Genomic DNA, 15455 nt, shown 5'->3' on the forward strand with positions numbered 1-15455 from the left:
GCGGCGGTCATACGCGCAGGCGCCAATCGCCGTGCCTCGCCCATCACAACAGCGGCAGCGTCAGCCGGATATGCTCGGCGAACGCCGCCGTCAGATGCGACGGCCGTTTCCGGTCGAACCTCAGCGTGATACCCACGGCCGGCAACGGCGGCAACCGCGGATCGCCGTTGACGATCGCCAGGTCGGCCGGCACCGCCGTCTGCGTCATCACCGCGAACGCCTGCCCCGAGCGCACCAGCGCGATCAGCCCCGCGAGACTGCTGCTCGCATACGCGACGCGGTAAGCGCGGCCGGCGCGATGCAACGCTTCGCAAGCCGCGATGTGATCGAGCGTATCGCGATCGGAGAGCGCGAGCGGAAGCGGATCGAAATGCGCGGGTTCCAGCCCCGGATAGCCGATCCAGACCAGTTGCTCGCGGCGAATGATGTCGTCGTTCGCCCCGTCGTCCGGCAGCGAAATCATCGCGAGATCGACCGCGCGTTTCTCCAGCTGTTCGAGCAGCCGCGGCGTCGGCCCGCATACGATTTCAACGATCGCCTGCGGATGCTGGCTCGAAAACTGTCGCAGCAGCGACGGCAGAAACACCTCCGCGTAATCGTCCGGGCACCCGAACCGGATCGTCCCCGACAACCCCGTGCCGCACAGGTCGGCCATCGCCTCGTCGTGCAGCCGCAGGATGCGCTGCGCATGCACGAGCAGCCGCTCGCCCGGGTGGGTCAGCACCACGCCGCGGCCGGTGCGCTGGAACAGCGGCTGGTCGACGATATCCTCGAGCCGCTTCATCTGCTGGCTGAGCGCGGACTGGGTCCGGCCGACGCGCGCGGCCGCGCGGCTGAGCGCGCGCACCTCGGCGATCACGACGAACGAACGCAGCAGGTCGATGTCGAGCGAAAGTCCCAAGGTATTAGCTCCTTTTCTACCTTGCATAAGAACTATTCGTTTCCATCAAACCAGACGCGCGCCTAGACTGCAAGCGATCCCTGCCCCCTTGCCCGGAGAAGCCCGATGTCCCTGAACGACGACGCAACCTTCTGGCGCAACGCCAGGCAGCATCTGGTCCGCTACGGCGGCACGTTCGAGCCGATGATCATCGAGCGCGCGAAAGGCAGCTTCGTCTACGACGCGGACGGCCGCGCGATCCTCGATTTCACGTCGGGGCAGATGAGCGCGGTGCTCGGCCACTGCCATCCGGAGATCGTCTCCGTCATCGGCGAATACGCGGGCAAGCTCGACCATCTGTTCAGCGGGATGCTGTCGCGGCCGGTCGTCGATCTCGCGACGCGCCTCGCCGACATCACGCCCGACGGGCTCGACCGCGCGCTGCTGCTCAGCACCGGCGCGGAATCGAACGAAGCGGCGATCCGGATGGCGAAGCTCGTCACCGGCAAGTACGAGATCGTCGGCTTCGCGCAGTCGTGGCACGGGATGACGGGCGCGGCCGCGTCGGCCACGTACAGCGCGGGCCGCAAGGGCGTCGGCCCGGCCGCCGTCGGCTCGTTCGCGATTCCGGCGCCGTTCACGTACCGGCCGCGCTTCGAGCGCAACGCCGCCTACGACCATCTCGCCGAACTCGACTACGCGTTCGACCTGATCGACCGCCAGTCGAGCGGCAACCTCGCCGCATTCATCGCGGAGCCGATCCTCAGTTCGGGCGGGATCATCGAACTGCCGGAAGGCTATATGGCAGCGCTCAAGCGCAAGTGCGAGGAGCGCGGGATGCTGCTGATCCTCGACGAGGCGCAGACGGGCGTCGGGCGCACCGGCACGATGTTCGCGTGCCAGCGCGACGGCGTGACGCCCGACATCCTGACGCTGTCGAAGACGCTCGGCGCCGGGCTGCCGCTCGCGGCCATCGTGACGTCCGCGGCGATCGAGGAACGCGCGCACGAACTCGGCTACCTGTTCTACACGACGCACGTGTCCGACCCGCTGCCCGCGGCCGTCGGCCTGCGCGTGCTGGACGTCGTGCAGCGCGACGGGCTCGTCGCACGGGCCAACGCGATGGGCGATCGTCTCAGGCGCGGCCTGCTCGACCTGATGGAACGGTTCGACTGCATCGGCGACGTGCGCGGACGCGGGCTGCTGCTCGGCGTCGAGATCGTCAAGGATCGCCGGACGAAAGAACCGGCGGACGGGCTCGGCGCGAAGATCACGCGCGAATGCATGAACCTCGGGCTCAGCATGAACATCGTGCAGTTGCCGGGCATGGGCGGTGTGTTCCGGATCGCGCCGCCGCTGACCGTCAGCGACGAAGAGATCGATCTTGGATTGTCGCTGCTCGGTCAGGCGATCGAACGCGCGGTGTAACGCCGCCGCGCGGTAACGCCCTTCTCCGCATCGTGCGATCCGTCGCGCCGGTTCGACCGGCCGGCGCGACGCATTCCCGATCGATCAACGCGTTTCGGCCGCCCACGCTTCGGCATCCGCGCCGGCCGGAATGCGCATCGGGCTCGACGGATCCGTCGCCGCGCGCCACACGGCTTCGGCAACATCCTGCGCATGGGTGATCGGCCCCGACGCATCGAGCATCCTCGCGACGGCCTTTCCGACGAACTCCGCATAAGCCTCGTGTTCGAAGCCATGCATGTGCGCACGCGCGTTGTCGCCGAAACGCGTGTCGGGTGCACGGCCCGGCAGCACGAGATGCGCGCGCACGCCGAACGGTTCGAGTTCGACCGCCATCGATTCGGTGAACGCATTGACCGCCGCCTTGCTGGCGCGGTATGCCCCGACCAGCGGCAGCGCCTTCAGCGTGACGCTCGACGTGACGTTCACGATCACGCCGGCCCCACGCTGGCGAAACTGCGGCAGCACGGCCTGCATAACCGCAATCGTGCCGATCGTGTTGGTTTCGAACAGCGCACGCACCGTGTCGAGCGGCGTGAGCTCCGCCGGCGCGGCCGCGCCGAAGCCTGCGTTATTGACGAGCACGTCGATCGGGCCGGCCGCGTCGATGGCGGCGCGGATGCTGTCGGCGTTCGTCACGTCGAGCGCCAGTACGCGCAGACGTTCCGACGGCGGCATCACGTCCTCGCGCGGCGCGCGCATCGTCGCGACGACCTGCCAGTCGCGGGCCAGGAAATGGCGGGCAATCTCGAGGCCGAAGCCGGAGGAACAGCCGGTGATCAGTACGGTCTTCATGCGAACTCCTGGGTTGTGTTGGGCACGTGTCCGTACAATAGATGGCCGGATCCGTATTCGCTACAATCGAAAATCCGTTTTTCTTTTGCGAGAGTCCGACGATGATCGACCCGTTGACCGAAGTCGTGACGCTGCTGCAACCGGGTGCGCGATACTCCAAGTCCGTTCACGGTGCGAGCCCGTGGTCGATCAACCGCACGGTCGCCGGCGAGCCGTTCTATTGCGCGATCCTCGACGGCGGATGCCGGATCGCGATCGACGGGCACGCGCCGATCGAGCTGCTGCCCGGCGATTTCGTGCTGATTCCGGCGGCCCACGGCGTCGCGATGTCCAGCCTCGAACCGCCGCCGCCGGGCGTCGAAACCGCGCCGCCGGTCGCACTCGACAACGGCGAATACCGGATCGGCGATCCGGGCAACCCGGTCGACACGCGGATGATGGCCGGCAACTGCAGCTTCGGTTCGCCGGATGCAGCGCTGCTGGTGTCGCTGCTGCCGCAATTCGTGCATGTGCGCGGCGAACCCCGGCTGACCACGCTCGTGCAACTGGTGCGCGACGAATCGCGCGCGCAGCGGCCCGCTCGCGAGATCGTGCTGGCGCGCCTGCTCGAGGTGCTGCTGATCGAGGCATTGCGGTTCACGGCCGAAACGAACGCGTCGCCCGGCCTCGTGCGCGGGCTCGCCGACAATCGACTGGCGGCCGCGATCCGTGGAATGCACGCCCGCCCCGCCTATCCGTGGACGGTCGTCGAGCTCGCGAAGGAAGCCGCGCTGTCGCGCTCGACGTTCTTCGAACGCTTCAACCGTGCGGTCGGCGTCGCGCCGATGGAATACCTGCTCACGTGGCGCATGGCGCTCGCGAAGGACCTGCTCCGCCGCAACGAAAGTCGCATCGCAGAGATCGCGGGGCGCGTCGGCTACAGTTCCGCGAGCACGTTCAGCGTCGCGTTCACGCGGCATGTCGGGCGACCGCCGGCGCAATATGCGCGCGACGAACAGGCGGTGGCGAACGAGGAATGAACCGCGCATGCCCGCCACTGCGCGTATCGCGATGCGCGCCGGGGTCTCGCCCCGCTTCTCGCGCGATTGCCGAACGAACGGCCCGCGTTTGCCACCGGCATCACGCGATCTGCGTACACTGCCCGACACGCAACAACGACGCGCGAGGCATTCGATGACGACAACGGGCAAGGACATCGGCACGACCGACCACTGGCTCGTCGCGCGCCGCGATCCGGAAACCGGCATCGAAAGCCTGCACGCGCATTTCAACGGCCATGCGTACGACGCGCACGATCACGACGACATGCTGGTCGGCTTCACCGAACAGGGCGTGCAGCGTTTCCAGTGCCACCGGTCGCTGCATACGAGCGTGCCCGGCCGCGCGATCCTGATCGAGCCGGGTGCGATGCACGACGGCTATGCGCCCGAAGCGAGCGGCTTCACCTACGGCATGCTGTACCTGCCGCAAGCATGGGTCGAGCGCGCGGCGCGCCGGCTGGATCTGCCGGGCCTGGGCGGCGTCGAGGCCACGTTCGGCCATACGCTCGTCGACGACCGCGGCCTCGTCGACGCGATCCGGCAAGCGTTTCTGGCGATCCACGGCAACGAAGGCAGGCTCGCGCGCGACCAGACGCTCGACCGTCTGCTGACGCGGCTCGGCGGCGAACTGCGCGGCCCGCTCGTGCTGGAAAGCGGCGTCGTGCCGCCCGCGATCGCGCGCGTGCGCGATCTGCTGCATGCGCAGATGGACGGCAACATCGGACTCGACGAACGCGCCAGCGTCGCCGGGATCGACCGGTTCCGGCTGACGCGGCTGTTCCAGCGCGCGTTCGGCACGTCGCCGCACGCGTATCTGGTGCGCTTGCGGCTGCGCGCCGCGCGCCGGCTGCTGGCGGCCGGTCGTACGCCTGCGCAGGCGGCCGCGGACGTCGGCTTCGCCGACCAGAGCCACCTGGGCCGCTGGTTTCGCCGCGCTTACCGGATCACGCCGGCTGCGTACCGGCAAATGTGCACAAACGTTCCAGACTGATCGCGCGCGACATCCGATCATGAGTGCTTCAACGAGGAGCAAGCATGTTCGATACGAAAGTGGCACTGATCGTGCGCGACGATCTCGCGGCGTGGCAGAAACTCAATGTCGTCGCGTTTCTCGCGACGGGCGTCGCGGCCGGCGCGCCCGAAGCGCTCGGCGAGCCTTATGAGGATGCGGCCGGAAATCGCTACGGCCGGATGCTCGGCCAACCGATGCTGGTGTTCGCGGCCGATTTGAACGGCCTGCAGGCCGCGCACCGGCAGGCGCTGTCGCGCGAACTCCGGATCGTGCCGTACGTGCGCGCGATGTTCTCGACCGGGCATGATGCGGCCAACCGCGCAGTGTTTCGCGCCGAGGACGCGGCGAATCCCGATTTGGTCGGACTGGCGTTGCACGGGCCGAAGAAGGCTGTGGACAAGGCGGTGAAGGGGCTGGCGTTGCATGCGTGAACGCCGGTGCTGGTTCGTCGTTTTGGGTCAGCGATGCGCCAGCACGTTGACGAGCTTGCCGAACGGATCTCGCACATAAAAACGCCGGACGCCCCACGGCTCGTCGGCCGGGCCGTATTCGACGGGAATGCCCGCTGCATGAACACGCGCGAGCGCTTCGTCGAGATCGTCGACTTCGATCGACAGGTCGGGCGTCGGCGTGCCCGACCCGCCCTGCGAAGCAAAGCTGATCTGCACATCCATCTGCTCGGCGTTACCGTAGGTTGCGATCCAGCCGTGATCCATCAGCAGGTCGAGACCGAAGATCTGTTGATAGAAACGCTTCGCGTCGTCGACCGATTGCGTGTCGACATTGGCGACGATTCGTTTGACTTTCATCGGGTTCCTCCGCGGGCCGGGTCGTATCGCGAAGCTACACCGGAACCGCGCGCGCAACCAGCGGCTCAGCGGCCGGCCGTCTCCATTTCCGCGCGCCGGGCCCGGGCGGTTCGCTCGCCTTGCTTGCTGGCCAGCCACACGCCGATCGCGACGACAACGATGCCGAGGTAAGTCGAAACGTGGATGCTGTCGCCGAACATCCACGCGGCCCAGGTCAGCGTCACGGGCGGTTCGAGATAGACGAGGGTCGCCACGCGCGTCGCGGGCATGCGCTTGAGCAGTGCCCACAACGTCAGGTAGGCCATGAACGTCGAGAATACCGTCAGCCACACGACGGACACCCACACATTCGGCTGGGTCGGCACGTGCAGGTCGCCCGTGACGATCCCGCACACCGCGAACAGGATCAGGCTGACGCCTCCCTGCACGAACAGCGGCAGAAACAGCCCGTCCTCGTTGCTGCGCGCGGCCGTCAGCGCGCGCCGCCGCTGATAGATCGTCGCGACCGACAACCCCAGCGCGGAAACCAGCGGCAGGATGTACATGACGATGCCGACCGACTCGGTCGGCAGCGCGTATTGCCCGCCGATCACGATGCCGACGCCGACGAATCCGGCGACGAGCCCGGCCCACTGTCGCGCCCCGCTGCGCTCGCTGCCTTCCAGGGTCGTCATCGCCGCGGTGATGAGTGGCTGCAACGCGGCGATGACCGCCGCGATGCCCGGCGACAGGCCGTGCTGAATGGCCACGTAGACGCAGCTCAGGTACAGGAACTGCGACAGGAAGCCGATCACCGCGTGATAGCGGATTTTTTCCAGCGTCAGTCGCCCAAGCTGCCGGTTGAGGACGATCGCCAGGCACAGCGTCACGAGCAGAAAACGCCAGAACAGCAGGTTGAACGCGCCAGCCGTCTCCGCGCCGAGCTTGGCGCCAATGAAGCCCGAACTCCACGACAATACGAAAACAAGCTGGATCAGGAATAGCTGCATGGGCGAAGGCGCTCAGAGTGTTGCCATGGACAAGCGGGTGTCTTTCAGATCCTCGGCCCGGATGGGTGCGAGCCCGAGGCGGTGGTACTGCATGTCGGCGTCGTCCCTGAGGCTGCGTTGCAGCGCCAGCCAGTTGACGATGGTGCGCGGAATGCCGTCGTCCGACGCGAGATGCCAGAAGCCGTTATCGTCCTCGCGCGTATACGGGCAATGGAACGACAGCACCAGCGACATGCGTCGCCCCGCCTCGACCGGTTCGACGCCATGGAACAGCTTGCTGCCGTAGATGAGCAGCGCGTCGCCCGCTTGGTCCAGGCTCGCCGTCTTCACATGCGTGCGTGCCCGGTCATGCCGGTCGAACGTCTCGGCGGTCGATTCGTAGAACAGAAAATCGCCGCCGGCATAATCGGATCGATCCGACAGCACGATATTCAGCACGAAACTGGTGCCGTCCGTGTGCCACATGCCCAGCTGTTCCTTGCCGTCGTGCCGCGCCGACGGATAGTAATAATTGAACTGCGACCGCGCATTGACCATCGGATACGGAATCAGCGGCGCGCCGGCGAGACGGGACACCCTCAACAGGAACGCGCGGTCGTGCATCATGTCGTCGATGAACCGCGAGCGCTGCGTCACCGCGCGCACCCGCTTCGAGATGATCCAGTTGCTGCTCGACGCGCTGCCTTCCAGCACCCGGCCGATCTCGCGCAACGCGTCGATCGCTTCGTCGGTGAACAGGCCGCGCAGGCTGCACACCGCGTTGAGCGCGCTGGTGCGCGTGCCGCGCATCGGCTCGTCGCGGTAACCGAGATCGTCGAGGTTGCGGCGATATCGCACCTCGTAGCCATCGCGCAGGCAATCGCTTGTCCAGCGCATCGGCTCCGTCGACGCGTCCAGCGTGCCGTCGACATTCGCGCCGCCGGACAGCGAGGTCTGCAACGCAAGCCTCACCCGGTCGAACCCGCGCGCAAACACCGGCAATGCAGTCCCCTTGTTCATCGCGTGCCTCGCTTTCGCCGTTGCGGCATTCAGCCCTTGAACTGGGCAATCTGGTACACGACGCTGCCGTCCCCGCTGCGCAGCTCGTCGATCACGCGGCAATTGCCGTGACTGGCACGCACGTGGCGGAATTGCTCCGGTGTGTATTTCAGGCAGACGTTGGTGATCAGATGCCCGTCGGCGCCGGCTTTCGACACCGGCTGCAACGTAACTGCAACATGGAACTGGTCGCCGAGCAGGTTGAGCCGGACGATGGAAACATGATGCTTGCCGAGCGGCTCGAAGCCCTGCTGCCGGCTGACGATTTCGGAGAACCGCACCATGTTCTCGTTCTGGTAGAAGTTGTAGATCGGCTCTTCGCGGCCCTCGACGAGCAGTTGCATCTCCGATACGACGTAGGTCGACTTGCCGCCGAGATTGCGAATCAGCCGGCCGATCGTCACGGGCAATTCGTTGCCCTCCTGGAAACCGAGCATCGTGATGAAGGTCACGTCCTGGCCCAGGTCGATATGGTTCCACTGCACGTTCCGATAATCGTCGGCGATGTAGTTGAAACAGCCGGGCGTCTTCAGGAACGGCATGATCGCGTGCCGCATCGCGTCTTCCGACGACTCGTTGATGTCGACGCGGAACGGCATGATCGCGTGCCGCATCGCGTCTTCCGACGACTCGTTGATGTCGACGGCCGTGTAACGTAAGTGATTCGGCTCGCCGCCGCTGACGGCCTTCATCAGTTCGGTCGTCTTGACCGGCTCCGGCCCGAGTTCGATGTAGTGCACATGACGGCCGCGCGACAACGTCGCAAGACGTTCGCTCAACGCGCCGATCGCTTCCCTGAGCGATCCGTTGCCGTCGCGGTCCGCGCACAGCGCCGGACTCCGCACGCCCAGTTCGTTCAGGTTCCGCATCAGCGAAAAGACTTCGCGCCCCGCCTCCCTGCGCCGCGCGCCATCGTCACGCCCCGTCAGCGTCGAATACTTTTCGTGATTCTCGACCGTCCATACCGACTCCGCCTTCAGCTTCCTGTCCCGCACCAGCGCATCTACGACAAAATCATTGATAGACATGAAATCGTTCCCCGGATACGTGTCACGCTCGATCGACCTGCCTGCCTGCCTGCCTGCCTGCCTGCCTGCCTGCCTGCCTGCCTGCCTGCCTGCCTGCATTAGTCTGCCTGTTGACCCGAGGATAGGGAGGCTTAATAATTCCGTCAATCGAGATTACGTGAATCACTAATTCGGAAAATCAAAATCATGCCGCGCACCCTGGACGTCGATTTGCTGCGTACCTTCCACGCCGTCGCGAAGCTCGGCCGCTTCAAGGACGCGGCCGTCTATGTGAACCGCAGCCCGTCGTCGGTCACGGCCCAGATTCAGAAGCTGGAAGAGATGGTCGCGCAACGCTTGTTTACGCGAAACAACCAGGCGGTCGAACTCACGCAGTACGGCCATAAACTGTTGAGCGACACCACGGAGTTCCTGTTGAGCCACGACCGGCTCGTCGAATCGCTGTCGCCGCAGATGCTGACCGGCAAGCTGCGGCTCGGCATCCCCGACTCCTACGCGGCGCACTTCATGGCCGAGTTCCTGCCGCGCTTTGCCGCCGACCGGCCGTTGCTCGAACTGACGGTCGAAGCGCGCTCCAGCGAGGAACTGCAGCTCCTGTTCGCGCGCGGCCAACTGGACATCACGATCGCCGTGGTGCCGAAAGCGCTGCCGCATGGCGAGCTTCTCAGCAAGACCCATCCGGTCTGGGTGGCCGCGCGAACGTTCAAGTTCAACCCCGACGCACCGCTGCCGATCGCGGTTCAATTGCAGGGATGCCCGTACCGGGACACCGCGCTGAACGCGCTGAAGAAGGAGCGGATCGCGCACCGGATGCTGCTCGAGAGCGCGAGTTCGCCGGCGGTCGAAGCCTGTATCGCCAACGGCCTCGCGGTCGGCCTCATCGAGCACGATCGCGTCTCGGGCAATTTGACGAGCAACGTCGCGGGGATCGTGCTGCCCGATCTCCCGCCGCACCTGATCTATATCCTGACGGACGACAGCAATCGCGCCGCGCTGCATCTGCACGACGTGCTGAAAAGCACGTTCAGGATCGGTTAGGAAAGAGAAGACAAGGCCGCGACCGGCCTTGCATGCGGAAGCGACCAGGCAAGCAGAAGCGCCGCCGGCCCGTTGCGGGCCGGCGGCTTCCGGCCTCAACCGCCGAGATAAGCCTGCTTGATCCGATCGTTCGCGAGCAGGTTCGCGCCCGTATCGGCAAGCACCACACGCCCCGTTTCGAGCACATACCCGCGATCAGCCACACCCAGCGCCTTGTTCGCGTTCTGCTCGACGAGGAACACCGTGACACCTTCGTCGCGAATCGTCCGGATGATGTCGAAGATCTGCGCGATCACGAGCGGCGCGAGGCCGAGCGTCGGCTCATCGAGCAACAGCAGACGCGGCTTGCTCATCAGCGCACGGCCGATCGCGAGCATCTGCTGCTCGCCGCCCGACATCGTGCCGGCCCGCTGCGTCGCACGCTCCTTCAGGCGCGGAAACAGCTTGAACACGTGCTCGATGCCGTCGTCGATCTCGTGACGGCTCGCGAAGAACCCGCCCATCTTCAGGTTCTCGAGCACCGTCAAACTCGGAAACACGCGCCGCCCTTCCGGCGAGATCGCCATTCCCTGCCGCATGATCTGGTGCGTCGACATCGCGGTGATATCGTTGCCCTCGAACAGCACGCGGCCCGACGATGCGCGCGGCGTGCCGCACACGGTCATCATCAGCGTCGTCTTGCCGGCGCCGTTGCTGCCGATCAGCGTGACGATCTCGCCCTTGTTCACCTCGATCGACACGCCCGCGAGCGCCTCGACCGCGCCGTAGTGCGTATGGACCTGTTCCAGCTTCAGCATCACTCTTCCCCCAGATACGCCTTGATCACGCGCGGGTCGTTGCGGACCGCTTCCGGCGTGCCGATCACGATCGGCCGGCCGTGCTCCATCACGAGGATGCGGTCCGACACGCCCATCACGAGGCTCATGTCGTGTTCGATCAGCAGCACCGACACGCCGAACTCGCGGCGCAGCTTGTCGATCAGGTGCTGCAGCTCGATCTTTTCCTGCGGGTTGAGGCCGGCCGCCGGCTCGTCGAGCATCAGCAAACGCGGCTCGGTGATCATGCAGCGCGCGATCTCCAGACGCCGCTGGTGCCCGTACGACAGCGTGCCGGCCGGCCGGTTGGCGACCGACGTCAGCCCCATCCGTTCGAGCCACACGGCCGCGCGCTCCAGCGCTTCCTTCTCGGCGCGGCGATACGCGGGCGTCGAGAACAGGCCGGGCAGCAGCCCCGCCTTCACCTTGCGATGCTGCGCGACGAGCAGGTTCTCGACCACCGTCAGCGACTTGAACAGGCGGATGTTCTGGAACGTGCGCACGAGGCCCTTCACCGCGATCTTGTGACTCGGCAGTCCCGCGATCTGGTGGCCGTCGAGTTCGACCGCGCCGGAGGTCGGCTTGTAGAAGCCGCCGACGCAGTTGAACACCGTGGTCTTGCCCGCGCCGTTCGGCCCGATGATCGCGAACACCTCGTCGCGGCGCACGTCGAAATCGATCCCGTCCACCGCGAGCAACCCGCCGAAGCGCATCTGCAGCCCGGCGACCTTCAACAGTTCTGCATTCATGCTCATTGCGGCAGCTCCACGTGCGGACGGCTCGCGGGCAGCAGGCCCTGCGGACGCCACATCATCATCAACACCATCACCAGACCGAAGATCAGCATCCGGTACTCGGCAAAGCCACGCGCGACTTCCGGCAGCACGGTCAGCAGGATCGCCGCGAGAATCACGCCGAGCTGCGAACCCATTCCGCCGAGCACGACGATCGCGAGGATCAGCGCCGATTCGATGAAGGTGAACGATTCAGGATTCACGAGGCCCTGGCGCGCCGCGAAGAACGCGCCGCCGATCCCCGCGAACGATGCGCCGAGCGTGAACGCCGACAGCTTGATGCGCGTCGGGTTCAGGCCCAGCGACCGGCACGCGATCTCGTCGTCGCGCAGCGCTTCCCACGCGCGGCCCATCGGCATGCGGATCAGGCGGCTCGTCACGAACAGCGTGAAGCCGACCAGCACCAGCGCGATCAGGTACAGGAAGATCACCATGTGCTCGCCGCTGTATTCCAGCCCGATCAGCTCATGGAAAGTCTTCGCGCCTTCGACGCTCGCCGAGCGCGCCATCTCGAAGCCGAACACCGTCGGCTTCGCGATGCCCGAGATGCCGTCCGGGCCGCCGGTGAGGCTCGTCAGGTTGTTCGCGAGCAGGCGGATGATTTCGCCGAAGCCGAGCGTAACGATCGCGAGATAGTCGCCGCGCAGCCGCAGCACCGGGAAGCCGAGCAGGAAACCGAACGTCGCCGCCGCGATCGCGGCGAGCGGCAGGCATTCCCAGAACGACAGCCCGAAGTACTGGTTCAGCATCGCGTACGTATAGCCGCCGACCGCATAGAACCCGACATAGCCGAGATCGAGCAGCCCCGCGAAACCCACCACGATGTTCAGCCCGAGGCCGAGGATCACGTAGATCAGCGCGAGCGTCGCGACGTCCACCGCGCCGCGCGAACCGAAGAACGGCCACACGAGCCCGACCGCGAGCAGCACCCACACGACCACGCGCTGCTGCTGCGCGCCCATCGCGGGCAGCGCCGGCAGCTTCACCGCCGATTTCGCGCGCACGAGCCACGGCTTGAACAACTGGAACAGGAACACGGCCGCGACCGCGATCCACACCGGCCGCCAGTGCGGCGTGAGCACGACCTGATAGCCGTCGAGCTTCAGCTGCAGCCCGAGCACGGGGATCGTGAGGATCGCCGTCAGGAATGCGGCGGCCATGGCATTTTTCAGCGCCTGGCCGAACGACGCGTCGGCGGCCGGGCGGCGAACGGAAATGACTGTACTCATCTGCGTCTCCCTTAAACCTTTTCGATGTCCGACTTGCCGAGCAGGCCGGTCGGGCGGAAGAGCAGGATCAGCACGAGCAGGCCGAACGCGACGACGTCCTTGTACTCGGCCGGCATGTAGCCTGCGGCGAAGGTTTCAGCGAGGCCGAGCAGCACGCCGCCGAGCATCGCGCCCGGGATGCTGCCGATCCCGCCGAGCACTGCGGCGGTAAACGCCTTGATACCCGCGACGAAGCCGATATACGGATTCAGCTTGCCGATCGTCAGCCCGATCAGCACGCCGCCGACGGCGGCCAGCATCGCGCCGAGCACGAACGTGAACGAGATCACGCGGTTCGTATCGATGCCGAGCAGGTTCGCCATCTTCATGTCCTCGGCGCACGCGCGGCACGCCCGGCCCATCCTCGAATGCGAGATGAACAGCGTGAGCGCGATCATCAGCACGACCGTCACGCAGACGATCATCAGCCGCGAATACGGAATGGTCACGTCGAAGTCGCCGCCGAGGTGAATGTCGAACGCGCCGGAGATCAGCACCGGCACGGACACGTCGCGCGCGCCCTGGCCGATCTGCACGTAGTTCTGCAGGAAGATCGACATGCCGATCGCGGAGATCAGCGGCACGAGGCGCGGGCCGCCGCGCAGCGGCCGATACGCGACGCGCTCGACCGCGAAGCCGTACAGGCCCGTGACGATCACCGACACGATCAGGGCGGCGCCGAGCACGAGCGGCAGCGGATAACCGGCGGAAACGCCGATCGCGGTCAGGGTCACGAGGCCCACGTACGCGCCGATCATATAGATCTCGCCGTGGGCGAAGTTGATCATGCCGATGATGCCGTAGACCATCGAATAGCCGATGGCGATCAGCGCATAGATCGCACCCAGCGTCAGGCCGTTGACCAGCTGCTGGGCGAATTGCGGAAAGAAGTCAGTCATGTGCGGGAAGCTCCCGTTGGCGCTGTGCAGCTCGCCACGGCCGGATCACGGCTGCGGCCGCGCGCAACGCACGGTGTCGTCTCGGGCCGCCCGTTGGCCGCGGAACGGCCAAATGCGCACGCGCTCCGCCCGGGTGACGGGCAGAGCGGGTGCGCGGGGCGGGTACTCCGTATTACTTGGCGGCGGTCTTCGTCGCGTCCTTGTGCCACGTGTACACGACGAATTTGAACGCCTTCAGGTCGCCCTGTGCGTCATACGCGACCTTGCCGATCGGCGTGTCGAACGTCGTCTTGTGCATGTACGCGGCGACCTTGGTCGGATCGGTCGTCTTCGCTCCCGCGATCGAGTCGGCGATGATCTTCACCGCTGCGTACGCAGGCATCTGGAACGGGCCGTTCGGGTCGCGCTTCTTGTCCGCGAACGCCTTCACGAGCGCTGCGTTGGCCGGGTCGGCCGAGAAGTCGGCCGGCAGCGTGACGAGCATGCCTTCCGAAGCCGGGCCGGCGATGGCCGTCACGTCCTTGTTGCCCACGCCTTCAGGGCCCATGAACGTTGCCTTCACGCCCTGCTCGCGCGCCTGGCGCATCAGCAGGCCCATTTCCGGGTGATAGCCGCCGAAGTAGACGAAATCGACGCCTTGCGACTTCAGCTTCGTGATGATCGCCGAGTAGTCGGAATCGCCGGCGTTGACGCCTTCGAACAGCACGACCGGGATCTTCGCGGCTTCGAGGTCCTTCTTCACCGACGACGCGATGCCCTGGCCGTACGACTGCTTGTCGTGCAGGACGGCGACCTTCTTCGGCTTCACGTTGTTGATGATGTAATGCGCGGCGGCCGGGCCTTGCTGGTCGTCACGGCCGATCGTGCGGAAGATGAAGTGGCGCTTCTTGCCTTCGGTCAGCTGCGGCGCGGTGGCCGACGGCGTGACCATCACGATGCCTTCGTTCTCGTAGATGTCGGACGCGGGAATCGTCGAACCCGAGCACACGTGGCCGATCACGTACTTGATCTTCTGGCTGACGATCTTGTTGGCGACGGCGACGGCCTGCTTCGGTTCGCATGCGTCGTCCATCATCACCACTTCGAACTTGTTGCCGCCCGCGCCGCCTGCCGCGTTGATCTGCTCGATCGCGGTCAGCGCGCCGGCCTTCACCATGTCGCCATACTGGGCGACCGAGCCGCTCATCGGACCAGCGATGGCGATCTTCACGGTTTCCGCTTGCGCGGCGGCGGCGCCCGCGGCGAACAGCACGGCGGCGACGGAAATGGACGTAAGACGGGACAGCGTCATCTGGGAGCTCCTCGATGTTGTTTAGTCATACGGGCAAAGGCGGCATGACTTGCGCAATCGAACAGCACCCGGGGCGAGGACATGGGACACGCCCGAGACACATAGAAGACGGAACTCCGGCGGAATGTTGCGTAGCGGGGCCCGGCTCTTGCAGTCCCCGAAGGGGACGTCTGGTTCGGAAAGACATCGTGATGCGTCTTGCATTGCGCAAGCGTTTCGCCTGCCCCGCTTGCCAAATCGCTTGATCGGAGGGATGGTCCGACAGCCATTGGCAAGGCAGCCGAAATTATAT

16 protein-coding genes are annotated in these 15455 nt (G+C 65.9%); 5 read left to right on the forward strand and 11 right to left on the reverse strand.

What is annotated here, in order from left to right; translation table 11 throughout:
• Positions 1-43 precede the first annotated feature (43 nt).
• The gene (locus FPJ27_RS15905) at positions 44-928 is read right to left on the reverse strand and encodes a LysR family transcriptional regulator (RefSeq protein WP_204421758.1); all 885 of its coding nucleotides are present in this window, start codon (positions 926-928) and stop codon (positions 44-46) included.
• Positions 929-1006: 78 nt separating this feature from the next.
• Between FPJ27_RS15905 and FPJ27_RS15910 the strand changes: the two genes are divergently transcribed.
• Positions 1007-2308, forward strand: a complete 1302-nt coding sequence (locus tag FPJ27_RS15910) for an aspartate aminotransferase family protein (protein WP_204421759.1) — start codon at positions 1007-1009, stop codon at positions 2306-2308.
• Between the two features lie 84 nt (positions 2309-2392).
• Here the strand turns inward: FPJ27_RS15910 and FPJ27_RS15915 are convergent, their stop codons facing one another.
• On the reverse strand, positions 2393-3142 hold the full coding sequence (locus tag FPJ27_RS15915) for an SDR family oxidoreductase (RefSeq protein WP_204421760.1): 750 nt from the start codon (positions 3140-3142) through the stop codon (positions 2393-2395).
• A gap of 41 nt (positions 3143-3183) precedes the next feature.
• Between FPJ27_RS15915 and FPJ27_RS15920 the strand changes: the two genes are divergently transcribed.
• The 3 genes from FPJ27_RS15920 (at position 3184) to FPJ27_RS15930 (ending at position 5625) form a co-directional block, all read left to right on the forward strand.
• Positions 3184-4161, forward strand: coding sequence for an AraC family transcriptional regulator (locus FPJ27_RS15920; RefSeq protein WP_204421761.1), 978 nt, complete (start codon positions 3184-3186; stop codon positions 4159-4161).
• A gap of 154 nt (positions 4162-4315) precedes the next feature.
• Positions 4316-5173 carry an AraC family transcriptional regulator gene (locus FPJ27_RS15925; protein ID WP_204421762.1) on the forward strand — a complete coding sequence of 286 codons (858 nt, stop codon included), beginning with the start codon at positions 4316-4318 and terminating at the stop codon, positions 5171-5173.
• Between the two features lie 44 nt (positions 5174-5217).
• A complete protein-coding gene (locus FPJ27_RS15930) occupies positions 5218-5625 on the forward strand; it encodes a DUF2000 family protein (RefSeq protein ID WP_204421763.1) in 408 nt (135 codons plus the stop codon).
• Between the two features lie 27 nt (positions 5626-5652).
• Here the strand turns inward: FPJ27_RS15930 and FPJ27_RS15935 are convergent, their stop codons facing one another.
• The 4 genes from FPJ27_RS15935 to FPJ27_RS15950 all read right to left on the reverse strand — a co-directional run bounded on the left by FPJ27_RS15935 (position 5653) and on the right by FPJ27_RS15950 (position 9058).
• A complete protein-coding gene (locus FPJ27_RS15935; RefSeq protein WP_204421764.1) occupies positions 5653-6003 on the reverse strand; it encodes a VOC family protein in 351 nt (116 codons plus the stop codon).
• Between the two features lie 65 nt (positions 6004-6068).
• The gene (locus tag FPJ27_RS15940; protein WP_204421765.1) at positions 6069-6992 is read right to left on the reverse strand and encodes a DMT family transporter; all 924 of its coding nucleotides are present in this window, start codon (positions 6990-6992) and stop codon (positions 6069-6071) included.
• Positions 6993-7004: 12 nt separating this feature from the next.
• Positions 7005-7991 (reverse strand): 2OG-Fe(II) oxygenase, encoded by a 987-nt coding sequence (locus tag FPJ27_RS15945; protein ID WP_204423231.1) that lies wholly within the window; start codon positions 7989-7991, stop codon positions 7005-7007.
• A gap of 29 nt (positions 7992-8020) precedes the next feature.
• Entirely contained in the window at positions 8021-9058 is a 1038-nt protein-coding gene (locus FPJ27_RS15950; RefSeq protein WP_204421766.1) for a hypothetical protein, read from the reverse strand.
• Between the two features lie 186 nt (positions 9059-9244).
• On the opposite strand from FPJ27_RS15950, the gene FPJ27_RS15955 reads away from it, so the two are divergent.
• Positions 9245-10096, forward strand: a complete 852-nt coding sequence (locus FPJ27_RS15955; protein ID WP_204421767.1) for a LysR substrate-binding domain-containing protein — start codon at positions 9245-9247, stop codon at positions 10094-10096.
• 95 nt (positions 10097-10191) lie between these two features.
• Here the strand turns inward: FPJ27_RS15955 and FPJ27_RS15960 are convergent, their stop codons facing one another.
• From FPJ27_RS15960 to FPJ27_RS15980, 5 genes are all read right to left on the reverse strand, one after another.
• The gene (locus FPJ27_RS15960) at positions 10192-10893 is read right to left on the reverse strand and encodes an ABC transporter ATP-binding protein (protein WP_011694813.1); all 702 of its coding nucleotides are present in this window, start codon (positions 10891-10893) and stop codon (positions 10192-10194) included.
• Positions 10893-11666, reverse strand: a complete 774-nt coding sequence (gene livG / locus FPJ27_RS15965; protein ID WP_072441876.1) for a high-affinity branched-chain amino acid ABC transporter ATP-binding protein LivG — start codon at positions 11664-11666, stop codon at positions 10893-10895. The genes FPJ27_RS15960 and livG overlap by 1 nt, the downstream gene beginning before the upstream one ends.
• Positions 11663-12934 carry a high-affinity branched-chain amino acid ABC transporter permease LivM gene (locus FPJ27_RS15970; protein WP_175918448.1) on the reverse strand — a complete coding sequence of 424 codons (1272 nt, stop codon included), beginning with the start codon at positions 12932-12934 and terminating at the stop codon, positions 11663-11665. The genes livG and FPJ27_RS15970 overlap by 4 nt, the downstream gene beginning before the upstream one ends.
• Positions 12935-12945: 11 nt before the next feature.
• Positions 12946-13872, reverse strand: a complete 927-nt coding sequence (gene livH / locus FPJ27_RS15975; protein WP_072441879.1) for a high-affinity branched-chain amino acid ABC transporter permease LivH — start codon at positions 13870-13872, stop codon at positions 12946-12948.
• Positions 13873-14044: 172 nt separating this feature from the next.
• Positions 14045-15163, reverse strand: a complete 1119-nt coding sequence (locus tag FPJ27_RS15980; RefSeq protein ID WP_072441880.1) for a branched-chain amino acid ABC transporter substrate-binding protein — start codon at positions 15161-15163, stop codon at positions 14045-14047.
• Positions 15164-15455 lie beyond the last annotated feature (292 nt).

It is taken from the genome of Burkholderia sp. MS455 (assembly GCF_016899445.1).
GTDB classification, from domain to species: domain Bacteria; phylum Pseudomonadota; class Gammaproteobacteria; order Burkholderiales; family Burkholderiaceae; genus Burkholderia; species Burkholderia pyrrocinia_C.